The organism is Modicisalibacter xianhensis, assembly GCF_900113605.1.
Classification (GTDB): Bacteria; Pseudomonadota; Gammaproteobacteria; order Pseudomonadales; family Halomonadaceae; genus Modicisalibacter; species Modicisalibacter xianhensis.
This window is the reverse complement of record NZ_FOPY01000009.1, coordinates 73,985-97,810: the sequence shown is the minus strand read 5'-3', so window position 1 is coordinate 97,810 and position 23,826 is coordinate 73,985. Positions and strand designations below refer to the sequence as shown.

General features: G+C 61.9%; 20 protein-coding genes. 8 read left to right on the top strand and 12 right to left on the bottom strand.

All coding sequences use genetic code 11. The features are described from left to right. Positions 1-4 precede the first annotated feature (4 nt). Entirely contained in the window at positions 5-1,072 is a 1,068-nt protein-coding gene (locus tag BM194_RS12270; protein ID WP_092847156.1) for a PA0069 family radical SAM protein, read from the top strand. 14 nt (positions 1,073-1,086) lie between these two features. Here the strand turns inward: BM194_RS12270 and BM194_RS12265 are convergent, their stop codons facing one another. Next, a complete protein-coding gene (locus BM194_RS12265; RefSeq protein ID WP_177223404.1) occupies positions 1,087-2,604 on the bottom strand; it encodes a sensor domain-containing diguanylate cyclase in 1,518 nt (505 codons plus the stop codon). Positions 2,605-2,918: 314 nt separating this feature from the next. On the opposite strand from BM194_RS12265, the gene cobO reads away from it, so the two are divergent. Then, positions 2,919-3,518: a cob(I)yrinic acid a,c-diamide adenosyltransferase gene (cobO, locus tag BM194_RS12260; protein ID WP_092847153.1), complete on the top strand. Its 600-nt coding sequence runs from the start codon at positions 2,919-2,921 to the stop codon at positions 3,516-3,518. Positions 3,519-3,555: 37 nt separating this feature from the next. Continuing rightward, positions 3,556-4,329 carry an SIMPL domain-containing protein gene (locus BM194_RS12255; RefSeq protein ID WP_092847152.1) on the top strand — a complete coding sequence of 258 codons (774 nt, stop codon included), beginning with the start codon at positions 3,556-3,558 and terminating at the stop codon, positions 4,327-4,329. A gap of 74 nt (positions 4,330-4,403) precedes the next feature. On the opposite strand, the gene serS is transcribed toward BM194_RS12255, so the two are convergent. Then, positions 4,404-5,681 (bottom strand): serine--tRNA ligase, encoded by a 1,278-nt coding sequence (gene serS, locus BM194_RS12250; protein ID WP_092847151.1) that lies wholly within the window; start codon positions 5,679-5,681, stop codon positions 4,404-4,406. Positions 5,682-5,705: 24 nt separating this feature from the next. Then, positions 5,706-6,083, bottom strand: coding sequence for a fluoride efflux transporter CrcB (gene crcB, locus BM194_RS12245; RefSeq protein ID WP_092847149.1), 378 nt, complete (start codon positions 6,081-6,083; stop codon positions 5,706-5,708). A 168-nt stretch (positions 6,084-6,251) separates the two neighbouring features. Here crcB and BM194_RS12240 point away from each other — a divergent pair, with 168 nt between their 5' ends. The 4 genes from BM194_RS12240 (at position 6,252) to BM194_RS12225 (ending at position 13,863) form a co-directional block, all read left to right on the top strand. Beyond that, a complete protein-coding gene (locus tag BM194_RS12240) occupies positions 6,252-9,497 on the top strand; it encodes an FAD-binding and (Fe-S)-binding domain-containing protein (protein ID WP_092847148.1) in 3,246 nt (1,081 codons plus the stop codon). Positions 9,498-9,569: 72 nt separating this feature from the next. Further along, entirely contained in the window at positions 9,570-9,770 is a 201-nt protein-coding gene (locus BM194_RS12235) for a DUF2905 domain-containing protein (protein ID WP_092847147.1), read from the top strand. Positions 9,771-9,894: 124 nt separating this feature from the next. Beyond that, a complete protein-coding gene (locus BM194_RS12230) occupies positions 9,895-11,697 on the top strand; it encodes a cation:proton antiporter (RefSeq protein ID WP_092847146.1) in 1,803 nt (600 codons plus the stop codon). Positions 11,698-11,787: 90 nt separating this feature from the next. Then, on the top strand, positions 11,788-13,863 hold the full coding sequence (locus tag BM194_RS12225; protein ID WP_177223409.1) for a TonB-dependent receptor family protein: 2,076 nt from the start codon (positions 11,788-11,790) through the stop codon (positions 13,861-13,863). Positions 13,864-13,923: 60 nt separating this feature from the next. Here BM194_RS12225 and trpC read toward each other — a convergent pair whose 3' ends face one another. The 9 genes from trpC to BM194_RS12180 form a co-directional block, all read right to left on the bottom strand. Continuing rightward, positions 13,924-14,730 carry an indole-3-glycerol phosphate synthase TrpC gene (gene trpC / locus BM194_RS12220; protein WP_092847144.1) on the bottom strand — a complete coding sequence of 269 codons (807 nt, stop codon included), beginning with the start codon at positions 14,728-14,730 and terminating at the stop codon, positions 13,924-13,926. Positions 14,731-14,753: 23 nt separating this feature from the next. Then, positions 14,754-15,782 (bottom strand): anthranilate phosphoribosyltransferase, encoded by a 1,029-nt coding sequence (gene trpD / locus BM194_RS12215; protein WP_092847142.1) that lies wholly within the window; start codon positions 15,780-15,782, stop codon positions 14,754-14,756. A 40-nt stretch (positions 15,783-15,822) separates the two neighbouring features. Continuing rightward, entirely contained in the window at positions 15,823-16,413 is a 591-nt protein-coding gene (locus tag BM194_RS12210) for an anthranilate synthase component II (RefSeq protein ID WP_092847140.1), read from the bottom strand. Between the two features lie 272 nt (positions 16,414-16,685). Next, entirely contained in the window at positions 16,686-17,348 is a 663-nt protein-coding gene (locus BM194_RS12205; RefSeq protein ID WP_092847138.1) for a glycosyltransferase family 2 protein, read from the bottom strand. A gap of 23 nt (positions 17,349-17,371) precedes the next feature. Then, positions 17,372-17,971 carry an SAM-dependent methyltransferase gene (locus tag BM194_RS12200; protein WP_092847136.1) on the bottom strand — a complete coding sequence of 200 codons (600 nt, stop codon included), beginning with the start codon at positions 17,969-17,971 and terminating at the stop codon, positions 17,372-17,374. Continuing rightward, a complete protein-coding gene (locus tag BM194_RS12195; RefSeq protein ID WP_092847134.1) occupies positions 17,968-18,735 on the bottom strand; it encodes a PIG-L deacetylase family protein in 768 nt (255 codons plus the stop codon). Before BM194_RS12195 ends, BM194_RS12200 begins: the two co-directional genes overlap by 4 nt. After that, positions 18,732-19,838 carry an acyl-CoA dehydrogenase family protein gene (locus BM194_RS12190; RefSeq protein ID WP_218155395.1) on the bottom strand — a complete coding sequence of 369 codons (1,107 nt, stop codon included), beginning with the start codon at positions 19,836-19,838 and terminating at the stop codon, positions 18,732-18,734. Before BM194_RS12190 ends, BM194_RS12195 begins: the two co-directional genes overlap by 4 nt. A gap of 95 nt (positions 19,839-19,933) precedes the next feature. After that, positions 19,934-21,433: an anthranilate synthase component I gene (trpE, locus tag BM194_RS12185; RefSeq protein ID WP_092847306.1), complete on the bottom strand. Its 1,500-nt coding sequence runs from the start codon at positions 21,431-21,433 to the stop codon at positions 19,934-19,936. 231 nt (positions 21,434-21,664) lie between these two features. Further along, on the bottom strand, positions 21,665-22,330 hold the full coding sequence (locus BM194_RS12180) for a phosphoglycolate phosphatase (RefSeq protein WP_092847132.1): 666 nt from the start codon (positions 22,328-22,330) through the stop codon (positions 21,665-21,667). 194 nt (positions 22,331-22,524) lie between these two features. Between BM194_RS12180 and BM194_RS12175 the strand changes: the two genes are divergently transcribed. Beyond that, on the top strand, positions 22,525-23,823 hold the full coding sequence (locus tag BM194_RS12175; RefSeq protein WP_092847130.1) for an NAD(P)/FAD-dependent oxidoreductase: 1,299 nt from the start codon (positions 22,525-22,527) through the stop codon (positions 23,821-23,823). The last annotated feature ends 3 nt before the right edge of the window (positions 23,824-23,826 follow it).

Below are 23,826 nucleotides of genomic sequence, written 5' to 3'. Positions count from 1 at the left end.
ACTCATGCGTCATCCTTCTCATTCGCGCAAGGGTCGCGGAGCGACCTTTGACCCCCATAACCGTTTTGCGCCGACATTCAGCGAGGCTGAGACCGATGGCTGGTGGCAGGAAGCCTTGGCGGATCGTATCCCCACGAGCGTTCGCGATGAACGCAGCAGGACTGCGCTTTCCTGGAACGACTCACCGGACCTGGGCTTCGACCGCTCACTGAATCCCTATCGCGGATGCGAGCATGGCTGCATCTACTGTTTTGCTCGCCCCAGCCACGCCTACTGGGACCTGTCTCCGGGCATCGATTTCGAAACGCGCTTGATCGCCCGAACCGGGCTGGTGGATACGCTGCGGGAAGAACTGTGCAAGCCAGGCTACGTTTGCCGCCCGATCAACCTTGCCGGTAACACCGACTGCTACCAGCCTCTGGAAGCCGAGCGACGTACGACACGCGCCATTCTCGAGCTGTTGCTGGAGTGTCGGCATCCCGTCACGCTGGTGACCAAGAGCGCCCTCATCCTACGCGATGTCGATCTGCTCTCCGCCATGGCCAGACAGCGTTTGGTCCGGGTGTTTATCAGCCTGACCACGCTGGACGACGACCTCAAGCGTACCTTGGAGCCCCGCACGGCGTCGCCAGCGGCCCGTCTCAAGACCCTGCGTGTACTCAACCAGGCAGATGTGCCCACGGGAGCCCTGGTTGCCCCGGTGATCCCTGGATTGAACGATCACGAAATGGAAAGTCTGCTTCAGGCAGCAAAGGATGCCGGAGCCAGGACGGCAGGATGGACCTTGCTGCGCCTTCCCCATGAAGTTGCTCCACTATTCGAGGACTGGCTGCAAGCTTACTATCCTGAACGCGCCGGCAAGGTCATGAGCCTGGTTCGCCAATGCCGCGGCGGCGCCAACAATGACTCCCGCTACGGTCAACGAATGCGAGGGCAAGGCGTTTTCGCCGACATGCTCCGCCAGCGCTTCGATGCGGCCAGCCGGCGCCTAGGCCTGGAGGGCCGCGCCGCTCTGGGCCTCGACTGTCAGGCCTTCCGCCCTCCTACCCGGCAAGGCGATCTTTTCGCTTAATGAGCACCCTCATGTCAGGCACCCACTTCACTTGTCGGCGAGGTGACAGCAATGACGCGACTGCTTCCGAGACGCTTCGAGCGATACATGCATTGATCGGCCGTTTCGATGAGTTCGTCAACATCGGTGAATTGCTCGCCGCCCTCCATGGAGGCAATACCATACGACGCCGTTACCCGAATGGGGACGCCACGCGCATGAGCCAATACCTTGCCTTCTAGCTGGCGCCGAATGTCACTCACTCGCTGGCAAGCCATCTCGCTATCCGCCTCTGGCAGGACGACGATGAACTCCTCGCCACCATAGCGCCCGGCAAGGTTGTCGCCTTTCAGCATGTCCGCGAGGATCGTGGCAAATCCCTTCAGGACTTCATCGCCAATCGTGTGACCGAATTCATCATTGATGTCCTTGAAGCGATCCAAGTCGATGAAGACCAGCGACAAACTCTCCCTGTGGGCTCGGGCCTGCTGGAAAAGCGAATCAAGACGCTGTTCCATGTAGCGACGGTTATAGAGATTGGTCAGCGGATCGACACGCGCCTGATGGTTCAGCGCCTCCTGCTGACGCCGTAACGCCTCGATCTCCTGCTGCTGCCTCCAAAGATCCTGCTGCAGGCGTGCATTCTTTTCCGCCAGCAACAACTTGGCTTCGAACATCAACTGGTTGGCATCGAGCGGTTGAGGGACTGACACCTCATAGAGCGCAGCTACCGAAGGAAGCTGTTCCTGCAGCGACATGATCTTGGAAATCATGTCGGGTGTATTGAGGCCGAAATACGACTCCAGCGAAGCGATTGCCACACTCAATGCAGCCTCCCCCTCCAGCCAGGCATCAGCCAGCCTACCCGATGCGATGAGACAGTTTCGAGCCTGTGCTTCTCGCGATGTAGCGCTCGTCAATTCTGCGTGGCTATGCGCGATCCATTCGATGGTCCGTTGAGGCAAATTCCAGCGAGCCGCCAACCAGGCTCCCACTTCTGCATGATCCAACGCATAGCATTCACGCTCTGCATCGATCAGCGCCCCATGGTCCATGGCATTTTCCAGCAAAGGCCGGTACCGCTCGGCATCAAGGGCATACAATGCCAGCATACCGATATCCTGCAGTAGCGACGCGGTATACAGCGCTCCGCCCTCCGACTCCAAACCCAGGGTTTCGGCGAGCGATTTCGCGCTTAGCGCACAGATCAACGAACGTTGCCAGTAACGCTCCAGATCCATGCCGGGGAGTCGCCGATTATCCGTCGCTGAGATCAGGCTACAGCCCAATGCCATGGACAGGGTCCTCTCCACCCCGATACGACTCACCGCCTGATGCAACTCCTCCACCGGTGCTGTACGAGTAAAGTAAACGGTGTTGGCAAGAGACAGCACGCGTACCGAGAGAGCCGGGTCGGTTCCCAACGTCGCCACGATTTGCTGAATGCTGCTTTCGGGATCTTTGGCCAATTCAATGACACGCAGCACAGCAGTGGGTAGCGAAGGCAAGCTGTTGCACTGCTCGAGAGATTGACGCAATCCATACGACAACATTGTTGTTCTCCTTTCGGCATCATGGACTGACACCGAGTCCAGGTCCCTGGCGGGAATACGGCATGAGGCTAACGTAGGGCTTGCCAATCCTGGCATCCCTTGACGAGAGAAACGTCATCAAACGTTACAGCTCTTCCATCAGGCCAATACTTGCCACTTCGCGACTAGCCGTCAACTCGCAAAGGAACTTATTTGATAGCATGCATTAATTATTATCTGGCGTTCACGATGAGCGCTATTTTTCTAACTTGGATTATGCTAAATCCTACCCTTTCTCTATTTTCCTCATCGATAGAGTTAGCCAGGAGACGTCAATGAACGACCGTAGTCAGCGCCACAAGCGCTCCATGGAAAAGCTCAAGGCCCATGTCGATGAGAAAGTCGCCAATGCCCAGGAACAACGCGGTCTTTTGCTGATATTCACCGGCAATGGCAAGGGCAAGACAACGGCTGCCTGGGGAACCGTGACGCGCGCCCTGGGCTACGGCTATCGGGTTGGCGTCGTACAGTTCATCAAGGGTCTCTGGGATTGCGGAGAGCGGGATCGGCTCGAGAGCGACCCCAACCTGGAAGTGTCTATCATGGCGACAGGGTTCACCTGGGAAACCCAGAACCGAGAAACCGACACTGCTGCCTGCCAAGCAGTCTGGCAAGATGCGGCACGTATGCTGGCCGACGAGTCGGTCTATCTTGTCGTGCTCGACGAGATCACCTACATGCTCAAGTTCGGCTATCTGGATTTCGAGACGCTCAGGCAGGCACTCGTCAACCGCCCCAAGGAGCAAACCGTCATCATTACCGGCCGCAACGCCCACCGCGAACTGCTCGAGATGGCCGATACCGTGACCGAAATGCAGGAAGTCCGTCATGCTTTCAATGCGGGAATACAGGCCCGCCGTGGCATTGATTACTGAACGACAAATTGTTCAACAGCGTATTAAAGGAGACGTCATGTTTGCTTCCATGGGCAAGACCTTACCGCTGGTATTGCTGCTAAGTACGTGCCTGGCAGGAACAGCGTCCGCCCAGATTGCGCCGCAAGAACTTCCTCAGCGCATTCAAGTCCAGGCACAGGCTGAAATCTCGGTAGCGCCCGACATGGCCACCTTGCAAGCGCGTCTGTGGGAGCGGACACCAGCCATCGCCCAGGCTGCAGCGTCCCGGACCAACCCCGAAGCACTGGCCCAGGCACGCGAGCGCTTGGAAAAGAGAACCGGGGAATTGATTCGTGCGCTGGAACGGGCCGGCCTTGACAGCAGCGCCATCAGTGCAGGCTCCCTGTTGATTCGGCCCGATTACGTACAGGCGCCATCACGCCAGGGCGAAAGCGAAGCGCCGCTGGTACGGACACAACTGGAACGTCCCATCAGCGTGCGCATCGACACTCTCGACCGCGTCCCGACGATTCTCGACGCCCTGACCCAGGCCGGTGTCGATTCACTGGATGGCATCAACTACGAGCTCAAGGACCGCGATGCGGCCAGTGACCAGGCGTTGACCAAGGCCTTGCAAAAGGCCCGGGGCAAGGCCCAACTGATCGCCGACACCCTGGGCATCGAGCTGGGCCGGGTGCAGAACGTTCAGGAAAACACCCCACCCACCTTTGCCCCGCGCATGGCCGCGATGCGTGCCGACGGCATGGAAAGCAAGGTGCAAGCCGAATACCGTCCCGGCGAGATCACCATCGAGACGGCGGTCAGTGTGGATTGGGGAATTGCGGAGTAACGGACAGCCCCGGAACGGAACGAGCCTCGCTAAGCGAGGCTCGTTCCTTTTCTAGCCAGGGTATTACGACTGTCTCAGGCATTGATGACCTGAGTGCCGCCCATGTACGGACGTAGCGCTTCCGGTACGCTGATCGAGCCATCGGCGTTCTGGTAGTTCTCGAGTACCGCCAGCAGGCAGCGGCCCACGGCCAGGCCCGAGCCATTCAGGGTATGCACCAGCTGGGGCTTCTTCTGCTCGGGTGAACGGAAGCGTGCCTGCATGCGCCGCGCCTGGAAATCCTCGCAGTTCGAGACCGAGGAGATTTCGCGATAGGTCTCCTGGCTGGGCAACCACACTTCGAGGTCGTAGGTCTTGGCGGCACCGAAGCCCATGTCACCGGTGCACAGCGTTACAACACGATACGGCAGCCCGAGCGCCTGCAGGATCGCCTCGGCATGGCCGCGCATCTCTTCCAATGCGTCATAGCTGGTCTCGGGCGCAACCATTTGCACCATCTCGACCTTATCGAACTGATGCTGGCGAATCATTCCCCGGGTATCCTTGCCATAAGCGCCGGCTTCGCTACGGAAGCACGGCGTATGGGCCGTCAGGCGAACCGGCAGTTCCCTGGCCTCGAAGATGTGATCCCTGGCGAAGTTGGTGAGCGGCACCTCGGCGGTGGGTATCAGGTAATACTCCTGATCGCCCTCGAGGCGGAACAGGTCTTCGCCGAACTTGGGCAATTGTCCAGTACCCATCAGCGAGTCGCGATTGACCATATAGGGAACGTAGCATTCCTCATAACCATGCTCGAGTGTCTGCTTGTCGAGCATGAACTGCGCCAGGGCGCGATGCAGTCGGGCAATGGGCCCACGCATCACCGCAAAGCGCGACCCGGTCAGCTTGGCCGCCATCTCGAAATCGAGATAGCCCAGCTTGGCACCGAGATCGACATGGTCCTTGACCTCGAAGTCGAACGCACGAGGCGTTCCCCAGCGATGCAGCTCGACGTTATCGCTCTCGTCTGCCCCCTCCGGCACGCTGTCATGCGGCAGGTTGGGCAGGCTGGCCATCAGTGCATCCATTTCACTCGCCACTTCGGCGAGCTGCGTCTTGGCGGAGTCCAGGCGATCGCCCAGATCGCTGACCTCGGCCAGCAGCGGCTCGATGTCCTGGCCCGCGGCCTTGGCCTTGCCGATCGCTTTGGACCGGGTGTTACGCTCGTTCTGCAGCTGTTCAGTCTCGGTCTGCAGATCGCGGCGCCGGCCTTCCAGGGCCTCGAATTGCGTGACATCCAGCGTATAACCGCGCTTGGCCAGACGTTGCGCGACCTGTTCGAGATCGCTGCGAAGCAGTTTGGGATCGAGCATGGAATTCTATCCGTCAGTGAATCGTTAAAGTAATACGCGTGCCAGCTTCATGCCCAGCGCTACGCCGGCGACACCCAGCACCAGACTGGCCGAGACATAGAGCGCGGCCACGAGTCCTCGCCCGGACTCGAACAGGGTGAGCGTTTCGAGCGCGAAGGTGGAAAACGTGGTGAAGGCACCGGTGAACCCCGCCACCAACACGGCCTGCCAGACGGGAGCCAGCCTCAGTTCCTGGGTCAACCAGACGTAGAAGGCGCCGATCAGGCAACAGCCCAGTAGGTTGACGCCGAACGTGCCCCAGGGAAAGCCCTTGCCCAGCCACCCTGTCAGCCACCCGCTCAGCAGATAGCGACTCAGGGCGCCTAGCGCCCCGCCTGCCGCCACGGCCAGCCATGTCGTCATGTACAGACTCGCAACTGTCCGAAAAATGGTCTTCCATTGTAAGGAAAAGCGTAGCCTCGGGCCACGCCGTCTCGTGAGCCACCGCCTCTCCAGGTGCGGTAACCGTGCGTCACGGCACTATCTCGGGTAAGGTAGCGCCTGCACCGACCAGCTTGATAATTCGAGATCATGATCGCACGACTGGACTCTCTATCCCGGGTCGACTCCCGCTACGTCGCTTTCCTCGACGCCCTCCGCGAGGCAGGCTTCGCTGGCGACATCGCCCCGGATTATGCCAATCGCACGGTGCTCGCCACCGACAACTCCATCTATCAGCGCCTGCCCCAGGCGGTGCTCTACCCGCGCGATGCCGACGACCTGGTGCGCATTGCCCGGCTCACCGGCCAGGCGACGTTTCGTGACATCGTGCTCACGCCACGTGGCGGCGGCACCGGCACCAATGGCCAGTCGCTGACCGACGGGCTGGTGGTCGACGTCTCCCGCCACATGAACCGCATCCTCGAGATCGATGTCGGCAGGCGCCAGGTGCGCGTGCAGGCCGGGGTGGTCAAGGACCAGCTCAATGCCGCACTCAAGCCCTACGGACTGTTCTTCGCCCCCGAGCTGTCGACCTCCAACCGCGCCACGCTCGGCGGCATGATCTCCACCGACGCCAGCGGCCAGGGCAGTTGCGAGTACGGCAAGACCCGCGATCATGTGCTCGCCCTCGATACGGTGCTGCTCGGCGGCGCGCGTTTCGAGAGCCGTCCCGTCACCGAGAATGAACTGGATTCGCTGTGCGAGCACGAAGGCATCGTCGGCGAGATCCACCGCACCGCCCGCGAGATCATCGACACCCAGCGCGAGCAGATCGCGGCCAGGTTCCCCAAACTCAACCGCTGCCTGACCGGCTATGACCTGGCGCACCTGCGCACCGCCGATGGGCGCTTCGACCTCAACAGCGTGCTGTGTGGCGCGGAAGGCTCGCTGGGCCTGCTCAACGAGGCCACCCTCAACGTGCTGCCGATGGCCAGGTGCTCGACGCTGGTCAACGTACGCTACGCCAGTTTCATGGATGCCCTGCGCGACGCCCGGGCGCTGATGGGCCTGGGGGACGCTACCGCGTCGGCCGAACTGCCCCGCCCGACCTCCATCGAGACCGTCGATGACAAGGTGCTGGCGCTGGCCATGGAGGATTTCGTCTGGGACAGCGTGGCGGAATTCTTCCCCGCTGGCGAAGCCGAAGCCACCGAACAGGCCACGGCCATTGACGGCGACACCGCGACCGCGACGCGCCCGGTGGCGGCACCGGCCATTCGCGGCATCAACCTGGTCGAGTTCAACGCCGACGATCCAGCGGAACTCGCCGCCAAGGTCCAGGCCTTTACCGCCCACCTGGCCGTCGATGCCAGCGTCGAGCGCCTGGGCTACACCCTGGCCGAGGGCCGCGAGCAGATCGGCCGCGTCTATGCCATGCGCAAGCGCGCCGTGGGTCTGCTGGGCAATGCCAAGGGCGAGAAGCGCCCGATCCCGTTCGTCGAGGACACCGCCGTGCCGCCGGAGCACCTGGCCGACTATATCGCCGAGTTCCGCGCGGCACTCGATGCCCGCGGTCTCGAGTACGGCATGTTCGGCCACGTCGATGCCGGCGTGCTGCATGTGCGCCCGGCCATCGACATGAAGGATCCGGCTCAGGAGCGCCTGATCCGTGAACTCTCCGACGAGGTCGCCGAGCTGACCCAGCGTTATCATGGCCTGCTGTGGGGCGAGCACGGCAAGGGCGTGCGCTCGGAGTACGCCCCGCAGTTCTTCGGTGACCTTTACCCGGCGCTGCAGCGCCTCAAGGGCGCCTTCGACCCGCACAACCAGCTCAACCCGGGCAAGATCGCCACGCCGCTCCTTATCCGGCCCGAAGACGCCGGTAACGCTATCCGGCCCGAAGACACCGGCAATGACTCGGCCGATGTCGCGGCCGAAGCGGTCAAGCTCGTCGACCCGGGCCTGCTGACTATCGACGGCGTGACCACCCGCGGCCAGCTCGACCGTCAGATCGACGAGCGCGTGTGGCAGGCGCATCAGGCCGCGGTGTACTGCAACGGCAACGGCGCCTGCTACAACTACGACCCGGCCGATGCCATGTGCCCGTCGTGGAAGGGCACGCGCCAGCGCATCCACTCGCCCAAGGGCCGTGCCAGCCTGATGCGCGAATGGCTGCGCCTGCAGGGCAACGCCGGTACCGACGTCGTCGAGGAGTCGCGCAAGAAGAAGGCCGAGGGCACCTGGGGTTTCGTGCGCGACCTGCCCCTGCGCCTGGCCAATACTTGGCGCAAGCGTCGTGGCGAGACGGACTTTTCCCATGAAGTCTACGATGCCATGGCCGGCTGCCTGGCGTGCAAGTCCTGCGCCGGCCAGTGCCCGATCAAGGTCAACGTGCCCGAGTTTCGCTCGCAGTTCCTCGAGGTCTACCACGGCCGCTACCAGCGTCCGCTACGCGATTACCTGATTGGCGGCCTGGAGTTCATGGTGCCGGGCCTGTCGCGTATCGCCCCGCTGTATAACGCATTGATGCGTCACCGGTTGGTGGACCGATTGATGGCCGACACGATCGGCATGGTCGACAGCCCGCTGATTTCCCGCGCCAGCCTGGCCAGGCAGTTGAAGGCCTGGGGCATCAGCGAGGCCACGCCGACCAGCCTGGGCCTGCTCACCGAGGCACAGAAGGCGCGCAGCGTGGTCCTGGTTCAGGATGCCTTCACCAGCTATTTCGAGTCGCGGCTGGTGATGGATGTCGTCGAGCTGCTGTCGCGCCTCGACATTCGCGTATTCGTCGCCCCATTCTCGGCCAACGGCAAGCCGCTGCAGGTGCAGGGTTTCCTCGGCGCTTTCGAGCGCACCGCCGCCAGGCAGGCCGAGCGCCTGCGCAGCCTGGCCGAGTTCGGCGTGCCACTGGTGGGGATCGACCCGGCGATGACCCTGACCTATCGCCAGGAGTACGCCAAGGCGCTGGGGCCGGACGCTGCCCCGGAAGTATTGATGCTGCAGGAATGGCTGGTCTCGCTAGGGCCTCGCCTGGTGCCGGGCGGGCTGTCGCTCGCCGATCCCGGCTTCCGGCTGCTCTCGCACTGCACCGAGAAGACCACGGCGCCGGGATCCCCCCGAGCCTGGCAGCAGGTATTTGCCGCCTTCGGCCTGGAGCTCGAGCTGGTCGCCACCGGCTGCTGCGGCATGTCCGGCACCTATGGCCACGAGGCGCGCAACCGCGCCACCTCCGAGCGCATCTACGACCTCTCCTGGCGGGAGGTGACGGAGAATCCGGCCTATGCCGGACGCCTGCTGGCGACGGGCTATTCGTGCCGCAGCCAGACCAAGCGTCTGTCGAACGTTCCTTTGAAACATCCGCTTCAGGGACTTCTGCAAGCCCTCAAACAGGCATGAACGCTACCGGGACAACGCCTATATCTCGTTGTCTCGGCCCTGCCAATTCATCATCGCCTTCGGGAGGTCGGCATGTCGCGTCCGCTGATCGTCATCGGAATTGTCATCGTGGTTATCGGGCTGCTATGGCCTTGGCTGTCCAAGCTGCCTCTCGGCCATCTGCCGGGGGATATCGTCATCAAGCGAGACAATTTCGCGTTCTACTTCCCCATTACCACCATGATTTTGCTTAGCGCCGTCATTTCCGGTCTCGTGTGGCTCTTCCATCGTTGACCGCACCTGGCCGTGGCGCCCTGACGCGCCAAGGTGAATCGATTTTTCCTGCAGCATTGCAACCCGAGGCCGCCAACGCTAGGCTGCGCGGCTCTTCCCATGCGTCGATCAGGAAAACGTGACAATGCAGACACCGGCCATCGCCCTGACAGGCATCGGTCTGTTGGCCCTCATCTGCCAATGGGCCGCCTGGCGGTTGCGCCTTCCTGCCATACTGCCGCTGCTGGTCGCGGGGATCCTGTCGGGACCGGTCACCGGCCTGCTCGAGCCGGATCGCCTGCTGGGCGACCTGCTGTTTCCGCTGGTCTCCCTGGCAGTGGCAGTCATCCTGTTCGAAGGCAGCCTGACCCTGGATTTCAGGGATCTGCGCGGTCATGGCCGCACGGTTCGACGCCTGGTGACCTGGGGCGCACTGATCACCGGTTCGGTCGCTACCGTGGCAGCGCATGTGTTACTCGATCTCACTTGGGAAATGGCCAGCGTGCTGGGCGCCGTCCTCGTCGTCACTGGACCTACCGTCGTCCTGCCGTTGCTCCAGACACTGCGTGCTCGTGCCCATCTGACCCAGATCCTGCGCTGGGAAGGCATCCTGATCGACCCCGTGGGTGCCATCGGTGCCGTCCTTGTCTTCGAGTTCGTGGTGCTCGGCCAGGGCCAGGGGGCGTTTTCTCATACGCTGTCGATGTTCGCGCGTACCGCCGCCATCGGTTTTGGCCTGGGCATGCTCGGCGGCTACCTGTGGGGGCTGGTTCTGCGCCATCACTGGCTGCCACAGCGCCTGCACAGCTTCGGCACGCTGATGATCGTGCTGACTCTGTTTACCCTGTCCAACACTCTCTTCCATGAGTCGGGCCTGCTCACGGTGACGGTGATGGGCGTGTGGCTGGCCAACATGCGTGGCGTGCCCACGCAGCACATCATCGAGTTCAAGGAGACATTGTCGGTCCTGCTGATTTCCGGTCTGTTCATACTGTTGGCCGCCCGCCTGACCGCTGAACAGCTTGCCCTGCTCTCCTGGCCGGCGTGGGGTTTCCTCGCCATTCTGCTGTGGGGCGCGCGGCCCTTGGCTGTCTGGCTGTGTACCTTGGGGAGTGGGCTTGAATGGCGCGAGAAGGCCTTGCTCGCCTGGCTATCGCCCCGCGGTATCGTGGCCGCCGCCGTTGCCTCGCTGTTCGCCATCCAGTTCGAGGAAGCCGGCATCCCAGGCGCTAACATGCTGGTGCCGGTGGTATTCCTCGTCATCATCAGTACTGTCGTCATGCAGAGCCTTTTGTCACGCCCGCTGGCCCGGTTGCTGAAGGTCAGCGAACCGGAGGCGTCGGGCTTCCTGATCATTGGCGCCAACCCAGTGGCTCGGACCATCGCACTGAAGCTCACCGAAGCCGGCATCGCCGTGCGCCTGGCCGACAATAACTGGGACGCTGTACAGGAGGCGCGAATGGCAGGCCTGCCGGTCTACTATGGCAACCCGCTCTCCGAGCATGCTGCCCAGCACCTGGAGCTCACCGGTATCGGTCACCTGCTGCCCCTGTCGCCCTATCGCGAACTCAATAACCTGGCCGTGCTGCACTTCGAGCACATTCTCGGTCACGGCAAGGTCTTCCTGTTGGCCGAGGAAGATATCCGCAACGCGCGCCGTCATCGAGAACAGGCCCTGGAACATCTGCCGGTGCTGTTCGATGGCGAGGCAACCTATGCCCGGCTGTCTCAGTTGATTGAGCAAGGCGGCGAATTGCGCAGCGCACGCATGACCGACAACTTTGGCCTGAAAGACTACTGCGCCATCCATGACCAGCGACTGCTGCCGATGTTCAGCGTCAGTGCCAACGGACGCGTCCGTGTCGCTAATACGCGAACCCCTCTGGCCCCGAAGCCCGGCGACACCCTGATCAGCCTGATTCATGCCGATTCGCCGGAGTTTGCCTGACGCTTCGACTTGCTGCCCTGCGGTGTGCCTGCAACACTTAGGCAGCCAAAAGAATGACGAAAAACGAGGAATCGTGTGAATAGACGCAGGATGCTGTCGCTTTGCCTGTTGGGATCGGTGGCTCCCATACCGGCCCAGGCCCAGGAAGCCACGCCGAGCACACTCCCCACCCTGGAAGTCACTGCCCCTCGCTTGGAACGGGAACTCTATGCTACGCCTCGGGCCATCTCGGTGGTCGAGCAAGAGGCCATTCAGCGCGGTCAGCAGCGTGTTCGGCTCGACGAGTCGCTGGACATGGTGCCTGGTGTGTACCTCCAGAACCGCAACAACTTTGCCCAGGGCGAACGTATTTCCATTCGCGGCTTTGGTGCGCGTACCCCTTGGGGAGTACGCGGCATAACACTGATGGTCGATGGAATTCCCTATACGCTGCCGGATGGTCAGGCCCAGACTGATGCTATCGATCTAGATAGCGCTCAGCGTATTGAAGTCATCCGTGGCCCGGCGGCGGTCCAATATGGCAACGCGTCGGGCGGTGTGATCAGCGTAACCACGGCGGATGGGCGGGACGATCCAGGCAGCAGTGTTCGCTTTGGCGTAGGTAGCGACGGCTATCGCAAGTTGTCGACGCAAAACGGCGGCGTGAACGGTTCGTGGTCACACCATGTGAGCTTTTCCGCCCTCGACATTGAAGGCTACCGCGATCACAGCTCGGCGGAGAAGTATCTCTTCAACGCCAAGCTGCGCCGCGAGCTGGGCCACGACCGCGCCATCACTGCCATCGTCAATTTGCTCGATAGTCCTGATGCGGAAGACCCGGGCGGCATGACGCGGAAACTGGTCAGAGAGGACCGTCGCGGTACGATCGATAGCGAAGGTTACTATGACTATTCGCCCGAAAGAATCGACTCCGGGCAGGAAGTCGATCAGCAAGTGTTCGGCCTGCAATACGAGGATCTCTCTGCCGGACCTGGCCAGTTTTATCTCAAAGGCTTCTATTTACATCGCGATTATCAGCAGCAATTGGCTTTTGCGGGCGGCAGCCGATCGCTAACGGATGTTCAGAACTATATCGCCTATGATCGCGATTATTACGGCGGCAGCGCCGAGTATCACCAAACGCTGGAGCTGGGCGGCCTCCCCCTGCGATACATGACGGGTGTCGACGTTACTCGGCAGGCCGATGATCGCCATAGCGACGATGTATTGATCGACGGAGAACACATACGCCGCTCCCAAGACGAAACGCAAAAAGCCACCTCCATCGGCGCGTTCGTGCAGGGGGATCTGGATCTGTCCGATCGCTGGATGCTCTCGCTGGGTACCCGCTACGACCGGGTAAAGTTCAATATCGATGACCAGCTTCTGAGCGACGGCGAGGATGGCAGTGGCGAGCGCACTTTCGATCAGTGGAGTGGCAGCGCGGGCCTGAGCTTTCGTTATTTACCCACTCACCAGCTCTATCTTTCTACGGGTACTTCCTACGAGACTCCAACATTTTCGGAGTTTTCCAACCCGAATGGCGACGGTTTTAATCCCGGTATAGAGCCGCAGAAGGCCTGGAATCGCGAAATCGGCCTGCGTGGGACTTTCGCCAATGGACTGAATTACGACATTGTGATGTTTTCGACCCGCGTTCGCGATTCATTAATTGCCTACGAAAACGAGGCCGGAAAAAGCTATTACCGCAATGCCGGCAAGAGCCTGCAGGAAGGAATCGAAACTTCGTTGGGCTGGCAGCTCACGCCGGCCTGGCGCATCGATAGTGCGCTGACATTGGCTCGCTACGAATTCGATGATTATACCGCCAACGGAAACAACTACGACGGCAATCGTATTCCCGGCCTGCCGGAGCAGACCTGGAACAACCAGCTCACCTGGCAGGGCCTCGAGGAGCGCTTCGCGACACTCGAGACGCAGTATGTCGGCGATATGGTGGCGGACGACGCCAATGAGGTCGAGATCGACGACTATTGGCTGGTCAACCTGCGCGCCGGGGATGGCTGGCGGCTGGGCGGCGACACACTGCTCAAGGGCTATCTGGGCGTGCGCAACCTCTTCGACCGCGAGCACTACGCCAATCTAATTATCAATGCGACTCGCGAGCGCTACTTCGACACCGCGCCGGGGCGGACCTTTTATGCTGGGCTGGAGCTGGACTTCTGAACCAGCAACGACTCGGGCCGCCCAAGGGCGGCCCGTTCAACGCATCAAATAAGCCATACGCTAGAAAAACAGCCGGCGCAGCGCCGCGCCAGGGTCTTCTTCGCGCATGAAGGCCTCCCCTACCAGGAAACCATTCACGTTGTATTCACGCATGTGCTCGACATCGCCGCGCGTGTTGATGCCGGACTCTGTGATTACCGTCACGTGATCGGGAATCCGTGAGAGCAACTGGAAGGTGGTATCCAGGCTGGTCTCGAAGCTGCGCAGGTCGCGATTGTTGACCCCCACCAGCGCCAGATCCAGCGCCATGGCGCGTTCTAGCTCCAGGGCATCGTGCACCTCGACCAGCACGTCCATCCCCAGTTCACCTGCCTGCTGATGCAGGTCCTTGAGCTGGGCATCGTCCAGCGCGGCCACGATCAGTAGGATGCAGTCGGCGCCGATGGCGCGCGCCTCGCTGACCTGATAGCCATGAACGATGAAGTCCTTGCGAATCACCGGCAAGTCGCAGGCCTCTCGCGCAGCAATCAGGTATTCCTCGTGCCCCTGGAAATAGTCGGCATCGGTGAGTACCGACAGGCAGCTGGCTCCGGCATCGGCGTAGGCCTGGGCAATCTCGGCGGGACGGAAGTCCTCGCGAATCACTCCACGCGACGGTGAGGCCTTCTTGATCTCGGCAATGACAGCGGGGTCGCCTTCATTGATGGTGCGATTGAGGGCATGGATAAATCCCCGCGGCGCGCTCTGCTCACGGGCGCGCTCCAGCAGGGCCGGCTCGGAGACACTGGCTCGCCGTTGGGCGACTTCTTCGTCCTTGCGGGCGAGAATACGGGCCAGGATTGTAGGCAGGTTGTCGGATGGGCTCATGAAATGATCCTGGTTACAGCGGCTTATGCCTGGTCCGTGAATACACGACTGAAGTCGGTCAGCTCTTTCATCTTTTCCAGCGCCAGGCCGGTTGCCATGGCGTCCTGGGCGAGCGCCACCCCTTCCTTGATACTGTCTGCCACATCGGCAGCGTAGAGCGCCGCGCCGGCATTCAAGGCCACGATATCGGCGGCCGCTCCCTCGCCCCTCAGCGCCTCCTTGACCAACCGCAGGCTATCTTCGGCAGTCACGACCTTGAGCGGCTCGAGCGGCTGCCGCTCGACACCAAGCGCTTCCGGCGTAACGACATATTCAGTGATCTCACCGTCGCGCAATTCGGCGATACGGGTCGGCGCCGCCAGTGATATTTCATCGAGGCCATCCTCGGCATGCGCCACCAGTACGTGCCGGCTACCCAGGCGCTGCAGGGTCTCGGCCATCAGTGTCACCAGTTCCGGCTTGTACACGCCCAGCAGCTGGTGCTGTGCCCCGGCGGGGTTGGTCAGCGGGCCAAGGATATTGAAGACCGTACGTACCCCCATCTCGCGACGCGGCCCGATCGCATGACGCATTGCCTTGTGATGCATGGGTGCAAACATGAAACCGACACCGACCTGGTCGATGCAGCGAGCCACCTGGACGGGAGACAGGTCGAGCTTGATGCCCGCGACATCGAACAGGTCAGCGCTTCCGGAAGAGGACGACACACTGCGATTGCCATGCTTGGCGACATGCGCATCGCAGGCCGCCACCACGAAGCTCGAGGCCGTCGAGACGTTGAAGAGGTTGGCACCGTCTCCACCGGTGCCGACGATATCCACCACGTTGTCGAGCGAGGCGAGCTCGACGGGCGTCATCAACTCACGCATGACCTGCGCCGCCGCCGCCACTTCATCGACCGTTTCTCCCTTCATCGACAGGCCGATCAAAAAGCCGCCGATCTGGGCATCGGTCGCCTCGCCAGTCATGATGTGGCGCATCACGGCATGCGTCTCGGCATAACTCAGATGACGTCCATTCATCACGGCGTCGATCGCCTCACGCATCTGCATGTCGGGTCTCCTTCGGGTAGCGGCGTGTCGGCCCGGTCACTCAGGACCGGCCGCGCTCGAGAAAATTGGCCAGCAACTGATGCCCCTGGCGCGTCAGAATGGATTCGGGATGGAACTGGACGCCTTCGACATCCAGTTCGCGATGACGCAGCCCCATGATCAAGCCGGGCGTGACGTCGTCATCGCCTACCCATGCCGTGGTCTCGAGTGCCTCGGGCAAGCTATCGGCGTCAACGACCAGCGAATGATAGCGAGTCACCTCGAGAGGATCCTCAAGGCCTGCAAACACGCCTTCACCCCGATGATGGACGCGTGAGGTCTTGCCATGCATGACCTGGGGAGCGCGCACCACCTTGCCGCCGAAGACCTGGCCAATTGCCTGGTGGCCCAGGCAGATCCCCAGGATGGGTAGCTTGCCGGCAAAATGCCGAATGACCTCCAGCGATATGCCCGCCTCGTTTGGCGTGCAGGGCCCCGGTGAGATCACGATATGCGTCGGCGCCATGCGCTCTATGTCCGCAACAGTCAGACTATCGTTGCGATGCGTTTCGACGTCGGCGCCGAGTTCGGCCAGATACTGCACGACGTTGAAGGTGAAGCTGTCGTAATTGTCGATCATCAACACGGACATGGCGCTAGACCTTTGATTCGATTCGGTATTCATATGACTGCCCCGCTTTTTTCACCCGGCAATCCGCCGGTGGGTCAGTGCTTCCTTGCCAGCCGTGCAGGGGGTCCAGACACAAAAATGCCGCCCTGACGGCGGCATACGTTCAAGACACGCGTGTGCCGCCCCACTCAGGAGCGCCACCACTGGCTTGAACGGATAGAAGCTGAAGTATGCATGCCCGCTATAGTGTCGTCACGGATTCGACCTGTCAAGGCAAGCCCCGGTTCTGCCCGTTACTGAGCCGCCTCGCCGGCGATCGTGGCCAGCAGCGAGCCCAGCCCTTCAGGAGCGCGCGCCTCGCGACGGGCACTGGTCATGACCCGGGAGGTCCGGTTCCAGGCGATACGAAAGCCACGGGCCTTGAGGGCATGAACAAGCATGACGTCCTCGTGCGCCCGCAACGGCGGAAAGCCGCCCACTGCGCGATAGGCATCGGCACTTACCCCGAGATTTGCGCCATGAACGTGCCGCCCTTCTCCCGTCAGGCGCCGGTGATCCAGGTAGCGCCGACGCCAATGGGACGGCAGGCATTCCCACTCGATCAGCCGTATGTCGCCACACACCGCATCGCAGCCAGCCTGGCATTGAGACACCAGCCAATTTTCCTGCACACAGGTGTCGGCATCGGTGAATGCCAGCCAGCGGGCTCCTCGGTCCAGCAGCAAACGCGCCCCCTCGTGCCGCGCGACGCCCACATTGCACGAGGTAGTGCGGATTGTCTCGACAGGGTAGGCCTCGGCGATTGCCGCCGAGGCATCGTTACAATTGTCGAGCACAACGACAACAACGACATGCTCACCAACCAGGCCAGGATGCCGAACGGCCAGGCTCAGTGACTCAAGGCATTGAGCCAGATAATCCTGCTCATTATGAACTGGGACAACGACACCGATCATTGCGCTCTTCTTCCTTGCCGGGGCTATAGCAATCCATCGCGACGCGCCACTGATCGCTCATCGCGTGCCCATAAATCGAGCCTTGCATCGACATCCTGGTAATGCCCCAGATGTGTCAACGGCAAGCGCTCCTGAATCTGCCGATGCACGTCCTCGGCCCGCAGGCTGCCTTTCTCGATCGGGTGACGCCAATGGCAGGCCAACAGCTCTCCGTCATCACTCAATGTGCGCTGCAGATTGACGAGAACGCGGTCCAGCGAGTCACGATCCAGGTAATAGCCAACTTCACTGAGCACGATCAGATCGAACGTCGACTCGGGCCACGCCACCGAGATATCCCGACACTCCAGTCGAACATGGGGTTGATCGGCCAAGCGGCACCGGGCCGCCTCGACAGCCCGGGAACTAATATCGCAGCACAGCAGCGAGTCGCAACGAGCTGCAAGCGCCCCGCTCAGCACACCGATGGAACAGCCTGGCTCGAAGGCATTGCGGTAACGCGGCCGGCCCAGCATGGCCAGGCTCAATGCACGCTTGCGCGATTCATACCAGCGGCTCTCGTACCCCCAGGGGTCCGCATTGCTTGCGTGCAGCGACTCGAAGTCCTCGCGAGTGAAACTCACAGAAACAGGACCTCGTCAGAGCGCAGCAGGCGTTGCAGTGTGTGCGGTGTCAGCACCGGCTCTTCTCCGGTAGCCGCGTCGGATGTCACCTGGCTGACATGAGCCGTCATTGCAGCGCGTTTACGAGCCAGATCTTCCTCACTCAATGACAGCCTGGCGGCGCTCGCCCAGGGAATGCGGGAGTCTCCCGGCACGGCCCAATGCCAGGCCCAGATCGGCATTTCGATCATACGGCATGACATGGCGACCGTAGCACGGGCGCAGGCACGACCGGTCGCCTCGTGATCGGGATGTCCATCGCCACGCCACGTGGTAAACACGGTATCGCCGATGCGTAATATATCGCTCATCCAGTCCGTGAGTGCCGCCTCGTCATCGGCCACCCGGGTATCGGTGAAGCCGGCTCGCACGACCGGCATCGAAGCCAGTCCCATGAGCCGCAGCGCATCGGCGCTTTCCCTGGGCCTTTCCTTCGCCAGTCGCTCGGGTGGCCACAATATCGAGCCAGGATGGCTACCAGTGCCGTCGGTCACCGATACCAGCAGCATGTCGCGCCCGAGTGCCGCCAACTGTCGCATCAGTCCGCCGCAGCCGAGCACCTCGTCGTCCGGATGCGGCGCCACGATAACGGCCCGCCTCTTCTCGCCAACCAGCGACGCTGCATTGATCATTGGCAATGCCGCCAGCCCGGGCCATGCCTCCCAGGCCTCGGCCGGAGTCCCGGCACCAACGATATGCCTGGCTTGCTGCGCGTCTTCGTTCATAGGCTCCAGGCTCCATGTCCACGCAGGGTTTGTATTCTGCTTCGTCTTTCCGCCAGGTAACGTCCCAGTGCCTCGAGATCCCGTTCGGCATGGTTCTGCCGAATGAACACCGGCAAGTCAGCCGCCATGCGTGCAAACGCCGCGTTGCGACAGTACGCCCCCGCCCCCAGCGCTCGAGAGCAGTGACCGAGAACATCGCTGGCCACCGTGTCGAGCATCGAGCGTGCCCGCTGAGCCACATGCCAGGCATCTTCCCGGGGATAGGTATCGATCCACTCGGCTGCCTCACGAAGTACCGAAGACGCGGCACCCAGCAAGACGTCTACCGCCCCCAGGTGCGCCAGCAGGTGTCCATCGCCACCCCGCTCGCCACGCTCTTCAAGCACCTCGCCCAGACGCCGCGCACCACCGAACCAGCAGGCCGCGATGCCGGCACCGCCCTGCCAGAAGCCAGGTCGGTCGAGATAACCGTTGCACGGCCCCACCAGTTGCCCGATGGCCGCCTCGAAGTGCACATCGACGCTGGCCGTAGCTGCCATGCCAACCGCTTGCCATCCCTCGTTGGTCACCGTCACACCCGGTTGGTCGAGGGAAATGGCCACCAGGCGTTGCTGCTGGTCGTCATCCCAGGCGGTCAGCAGTGCATGACTGAGCATCGGTGCTCCGGAACACCATGCCTTGACACCATCGAGACGCACCTCGATTCCCGTGGCGTCCTGGCCCGCCGGAAGTTCCCCCTCATCCCCGCGTGGCGATACGCGAACCTTGGCGAACGGTGGCTCGGCTGCCCACATGCCCCAGGAGGATGCACCGGAGGCAAGCCAGGCAGCGTCATGCTCGGCCAGGATAGCCAGGCTATCAGTATGACCCTCGAAGAGTTTGACCAGGCCGAGGTCAAGACTGGCCACATCGGCGAGTGCCCGCCAACGGGACAGGGTATTGCCCTGGCCAGGCAAGGGAAGTCGGTCGGCACCGGCCTCGATGAGATAACGCAGGCGAGAGGCGAGTGTTGAACTATCGGTGGCGGGACTGTCATCGGCCGCACGCAGCTCAGCGATGGCCCGATGCGACGACACGGAAGAATGATCCTTCCCCTGGAGCATGTATGTCTTTCCTTAGACATGAAAAACGAAGCGACGCCCTTCACCATAGACCAGAGTCTGCAATGGTGTGAAACGTCGCTACGCTAGCCTGGAAGCTAGTTATCCAGGTTATCCAGCCCCCGCTCGGCCATGGCCACGGCACGGAACAAGGCACGCCCCTTGTTGAGGGTTTCCTGCCACTCGAGTTCGGGCACCGAGTCGGCAACGATGCCGGCCCCTGCCTGCACGTGCAGTTCCCCGTCCTTGATCACGGCCGTGCGGATGGCGATGGCGGTATCCATGTTGCCGTGCCATGAGAGGTAGCCGACTGCGCCGGAATAAATGCCACGCTTGACCGGCTCGAGTTCGTCGATGATCTCCAGTGCGCGGATCTTGGGCGCTCCCGAGAGCGTGCCGGCCGGGAAGGTCGCCCGCAGTACGTCCATGGCCGACATGCCCGGCTTGAGACGTCCGGTAACGTTGGAGACGATATGCATGACGTGGGAATAACGCTCCACGGCCATGTTGTCGGTTACCTGGACACTGCCGGTCTCGCTGATGCGTCCCACATCGTTGCGTCCCAGGTCGATGAGCATGACATGCTCGGCGATTTCCTTGGGGTCGGCCAGCAGATCGGCCTCGAGGGCCTTGTCCTCTTCCTCGTTGCGGCCACGCTTGCGGGTCCCGGCAATAGGGCGCACCGTCACTTCGCCGTCTTCCAGACGGGTAAGGATCTCCGGTGACGAACCGACCACGTGGTGATCGTCGAGGTTGAAAAAGAACATGTACGGCGATGGGTTCAGGCTGCGCAGCGCCCGGTAGAGATCCAGCGGCGGCGCCTGGAACGGGATCGACATGCGCTGCGAGGGCACACATTGCATGACGTCGCCGGCCAGCACGTATTCCTTGATCTTCTCGACGGCCGCTTTGAAGCCCTCCTCGGTGAACCCCGAGGTAAAGTGACCTTCCTCCACGGCGGCACGCCCCGTACCCGGGCTTGCCGACCTGGCAACAGCGCTGCGCAACTGGCTTTCCAGCGACTCCAGACGATGACAGGCGCGGGCATAGGCCTCGGGTTGGGACGGATCGGCATGCGTCCACAGCGTCAGACGCCCCGACAGGTTGTCGAATACGACCAGTTCGTCACAGACCATCAACAGGATATCGGGCACGCCGATGGGATCGGGCTTGGCATCGACATGCGGACCGCGCAGGCGCGGCTCGATATAGCGGATAGTATCGTAGCCGAAATACCCCACCAGCCCGCCATCGAATCGCGGCTGGCCGTCGAGATCGGGCACCTTGAAACGCGCCTGGAACTGCTCGATCCAGGCCAGTGGATCCTCGACCTCACTGACCCCACTCTGCTCGCCATCGACAATGTGACGCACCTGATAGCCACGCACCTCGATGCGCTCGCGACACGGCAGCCCGATGATGGAATAGCGGCCCCACTTCTCGCCGCCCTGGACGGATTCCAGAAGAAACGTCCAGGGCGCATCGGCCAGCTTGAGGTAGGTGGACAATGGCGTATCGAGGTCGGCCAGCACCTCGCGGGTGACCGGGATACGGTTATAACCGGCCTGCGCCAGGTCGGCGAAGCGTTCGGGAGTCATCATGCCCGTCGTTTCCTTGAGATGAGACGATAAAGCGATGGAGAGCCATCCGAGCGATGGCGGCTAGCCTGGTAACTGCCGGAGCGTCACCATCGCCAGCGCTTGACTTCGCGCATCAGCGTGGCATTGCCTTGGGAGGAATGGCGGGCATTCAGCGTCATGGGGGAACCCGACGTATTCGTGATTGCTGAATCTTGTTGATTTGGCGGCTTTTATAACCACTCTGGCACCCTAAACGAGTTCTGCCAGCGATTCAACCAGGAAATCGGGGCGGCTGTCGGCCACCGGCTCACCATGATTGTAACCGTACGGCACTGCCAGCGTGCGGAATCCCGCGCGCCGACCGGCTTCTATATCGTGTCGTGAGTCCCCCACCATCAGGCAGGCATGCGGCGGCACCGAGAAGCGCTCGGCGACATGCAGCAGCGGTGCCGGATCAGGCTTCTTCTGTGGCAGCGAGTCTCCCCCCACCGCATAGTCGAAATATCTATCCAGCTCCAGCGCGTCAAGAATCGGCGCAATGAAGGCGTAGGGCTTATTGGTGATGACTGCCAGCGTCAACCCTCGCGCATGCAAGGCAGCCAAGGCTTCCTTGACGCCGGGGAAGACGCGGGTATGTTCGCTGGGAGCCCGGCCATAATGGATCAGAAAGGCATCGTGAGCCTGACTCAAGGCCTGCTCGCCGGGCTCATGCCCCGAGGCATGCCACAGGGCTCGCTTGACCAGCGTTCGCGAGCCGTTGCCGACCCAGTCGGCCACTCTCGCTTCCCCTGCCGCCGGATAGCCGAGTTCGGTTAGCACGGCATCAACCGCTACCGCCAGATCGGGGACGGAATCGATCAAGGTGCCATCGAGATCGAACGTCACCAGACGTATGTCTTCCAGACTCGGTGCCATGGGCTGTCCTCCTGGCTGTGCGCCATGCATGTAATATTACGAAAAAACATACCCCATGCCGGCCTCACGGCATAGGAATCTCGTTACAAGGGGATTATGCTAGGTCCCATTCATCGCCGACTCCAGGCGCCACAACGCCTGACCCTGGCGAATCGTTTTCGATATTTTCCTTTAACCTTTCGTAAGGAGCCCACATGGCTACCCCACGTATCGTGGTGGTCGGCGGAGGCGCGGGCGGGCTCGAGCTGGTCACCCGGCTCGGGCACAAGCTCGGCAGGCGCAAGCAGGCCGAGATCGTGCTTGTCGACCGCAACCCCACGCACATCTGGAAACCCCTGCTTCACGAAGTCGCGACAGGCGTTCTCGATTCCGGCCTCGACGAAGTCTCCTATCAGGGCCACTCAAAGGCACACGGCTACCAGTTCCAGCGAGGCACGCTCAGCGACCTGGATCGCGAAAGCCGCACCATCACGTTGGCTCCCATCCTCGACGAGGACGAGACGGTCGTCCTGCCCGCCCGCAACATCAGTTACGATTATCTCGTCCTGGCCCTGGGCAGCGTCTCCAACGATTTCGGCACGCCCGGCGTCGCCAGTCACTGTCATTTCCTCGACAGTCCGCAGCAGGCCGAGGCCTTTCGCCACGATATGCTCAATACCTTCCTGCGCTACAGCGACCCGGAGCGACGCGCTCACCCCAAGCTGACGGTGGGCATCGTCGGTGCCGGGGCCACCGGCGTGGAACTTGCGGCGGAACTGTTCGATGCCTCGAAAATGCTGCACAGCTACGGCTTTACCGCACTGGATAGCGGCAAGCTCGACGTTCACCTCATCGAGGCTGCCCCACGTATCCTGCCGGCCCTGCCAGAGCGATTCGGGCGGACGGTGCATCGTGAACTCGAGAAGCTCGGTGTGAATGTGCACATCGATACGCGAGTCACTTGCGCCGATGAGGAAGGCTTCGTGACAGCCGACGGCAAGCGCATCGAAACCGATCTCAGCGTATGGGCCGCCGGCATTCGTGCTCCGGCGTTTCTTTCCGAACTGGGCTTGTCCACCGAGCGCAACCACCAGATCAAGGTCAACGCCACTTTGCAGAGCCTCGATGACGAGCGGATCTTTGCTTTCGGTGACTGCGCTTCCTGCCCGCAGCCCGGTGACAAGCGTGTCCCTCCGCGCGCCCAGGCGGCACACCAGCAGGCCAGCCTGATGGCCCGCAATCTGTCTGCCGCCCTGCAAGGCCATCCACTTAAGGATTTCGTGTTCCGCGATCGCGGCTCCCTGATTTCGCTGGCGCATTTCGACGCCGTGGGCAGCCTGATGCGGGGCGCCTCCGCGCGCAGCCTGTTCGTCGAGGGACGGCTCGCCAAACTGTTCTATGCTTCGCTCTACCGCATGCACCAGCAGGCCATTCACGGCACGGTAAAAACCGGCATGACCGTGGTCGTGGACGGACTCAACCGTTTCCTGCGGCCCAAGATGAAGCTGCACTGAACG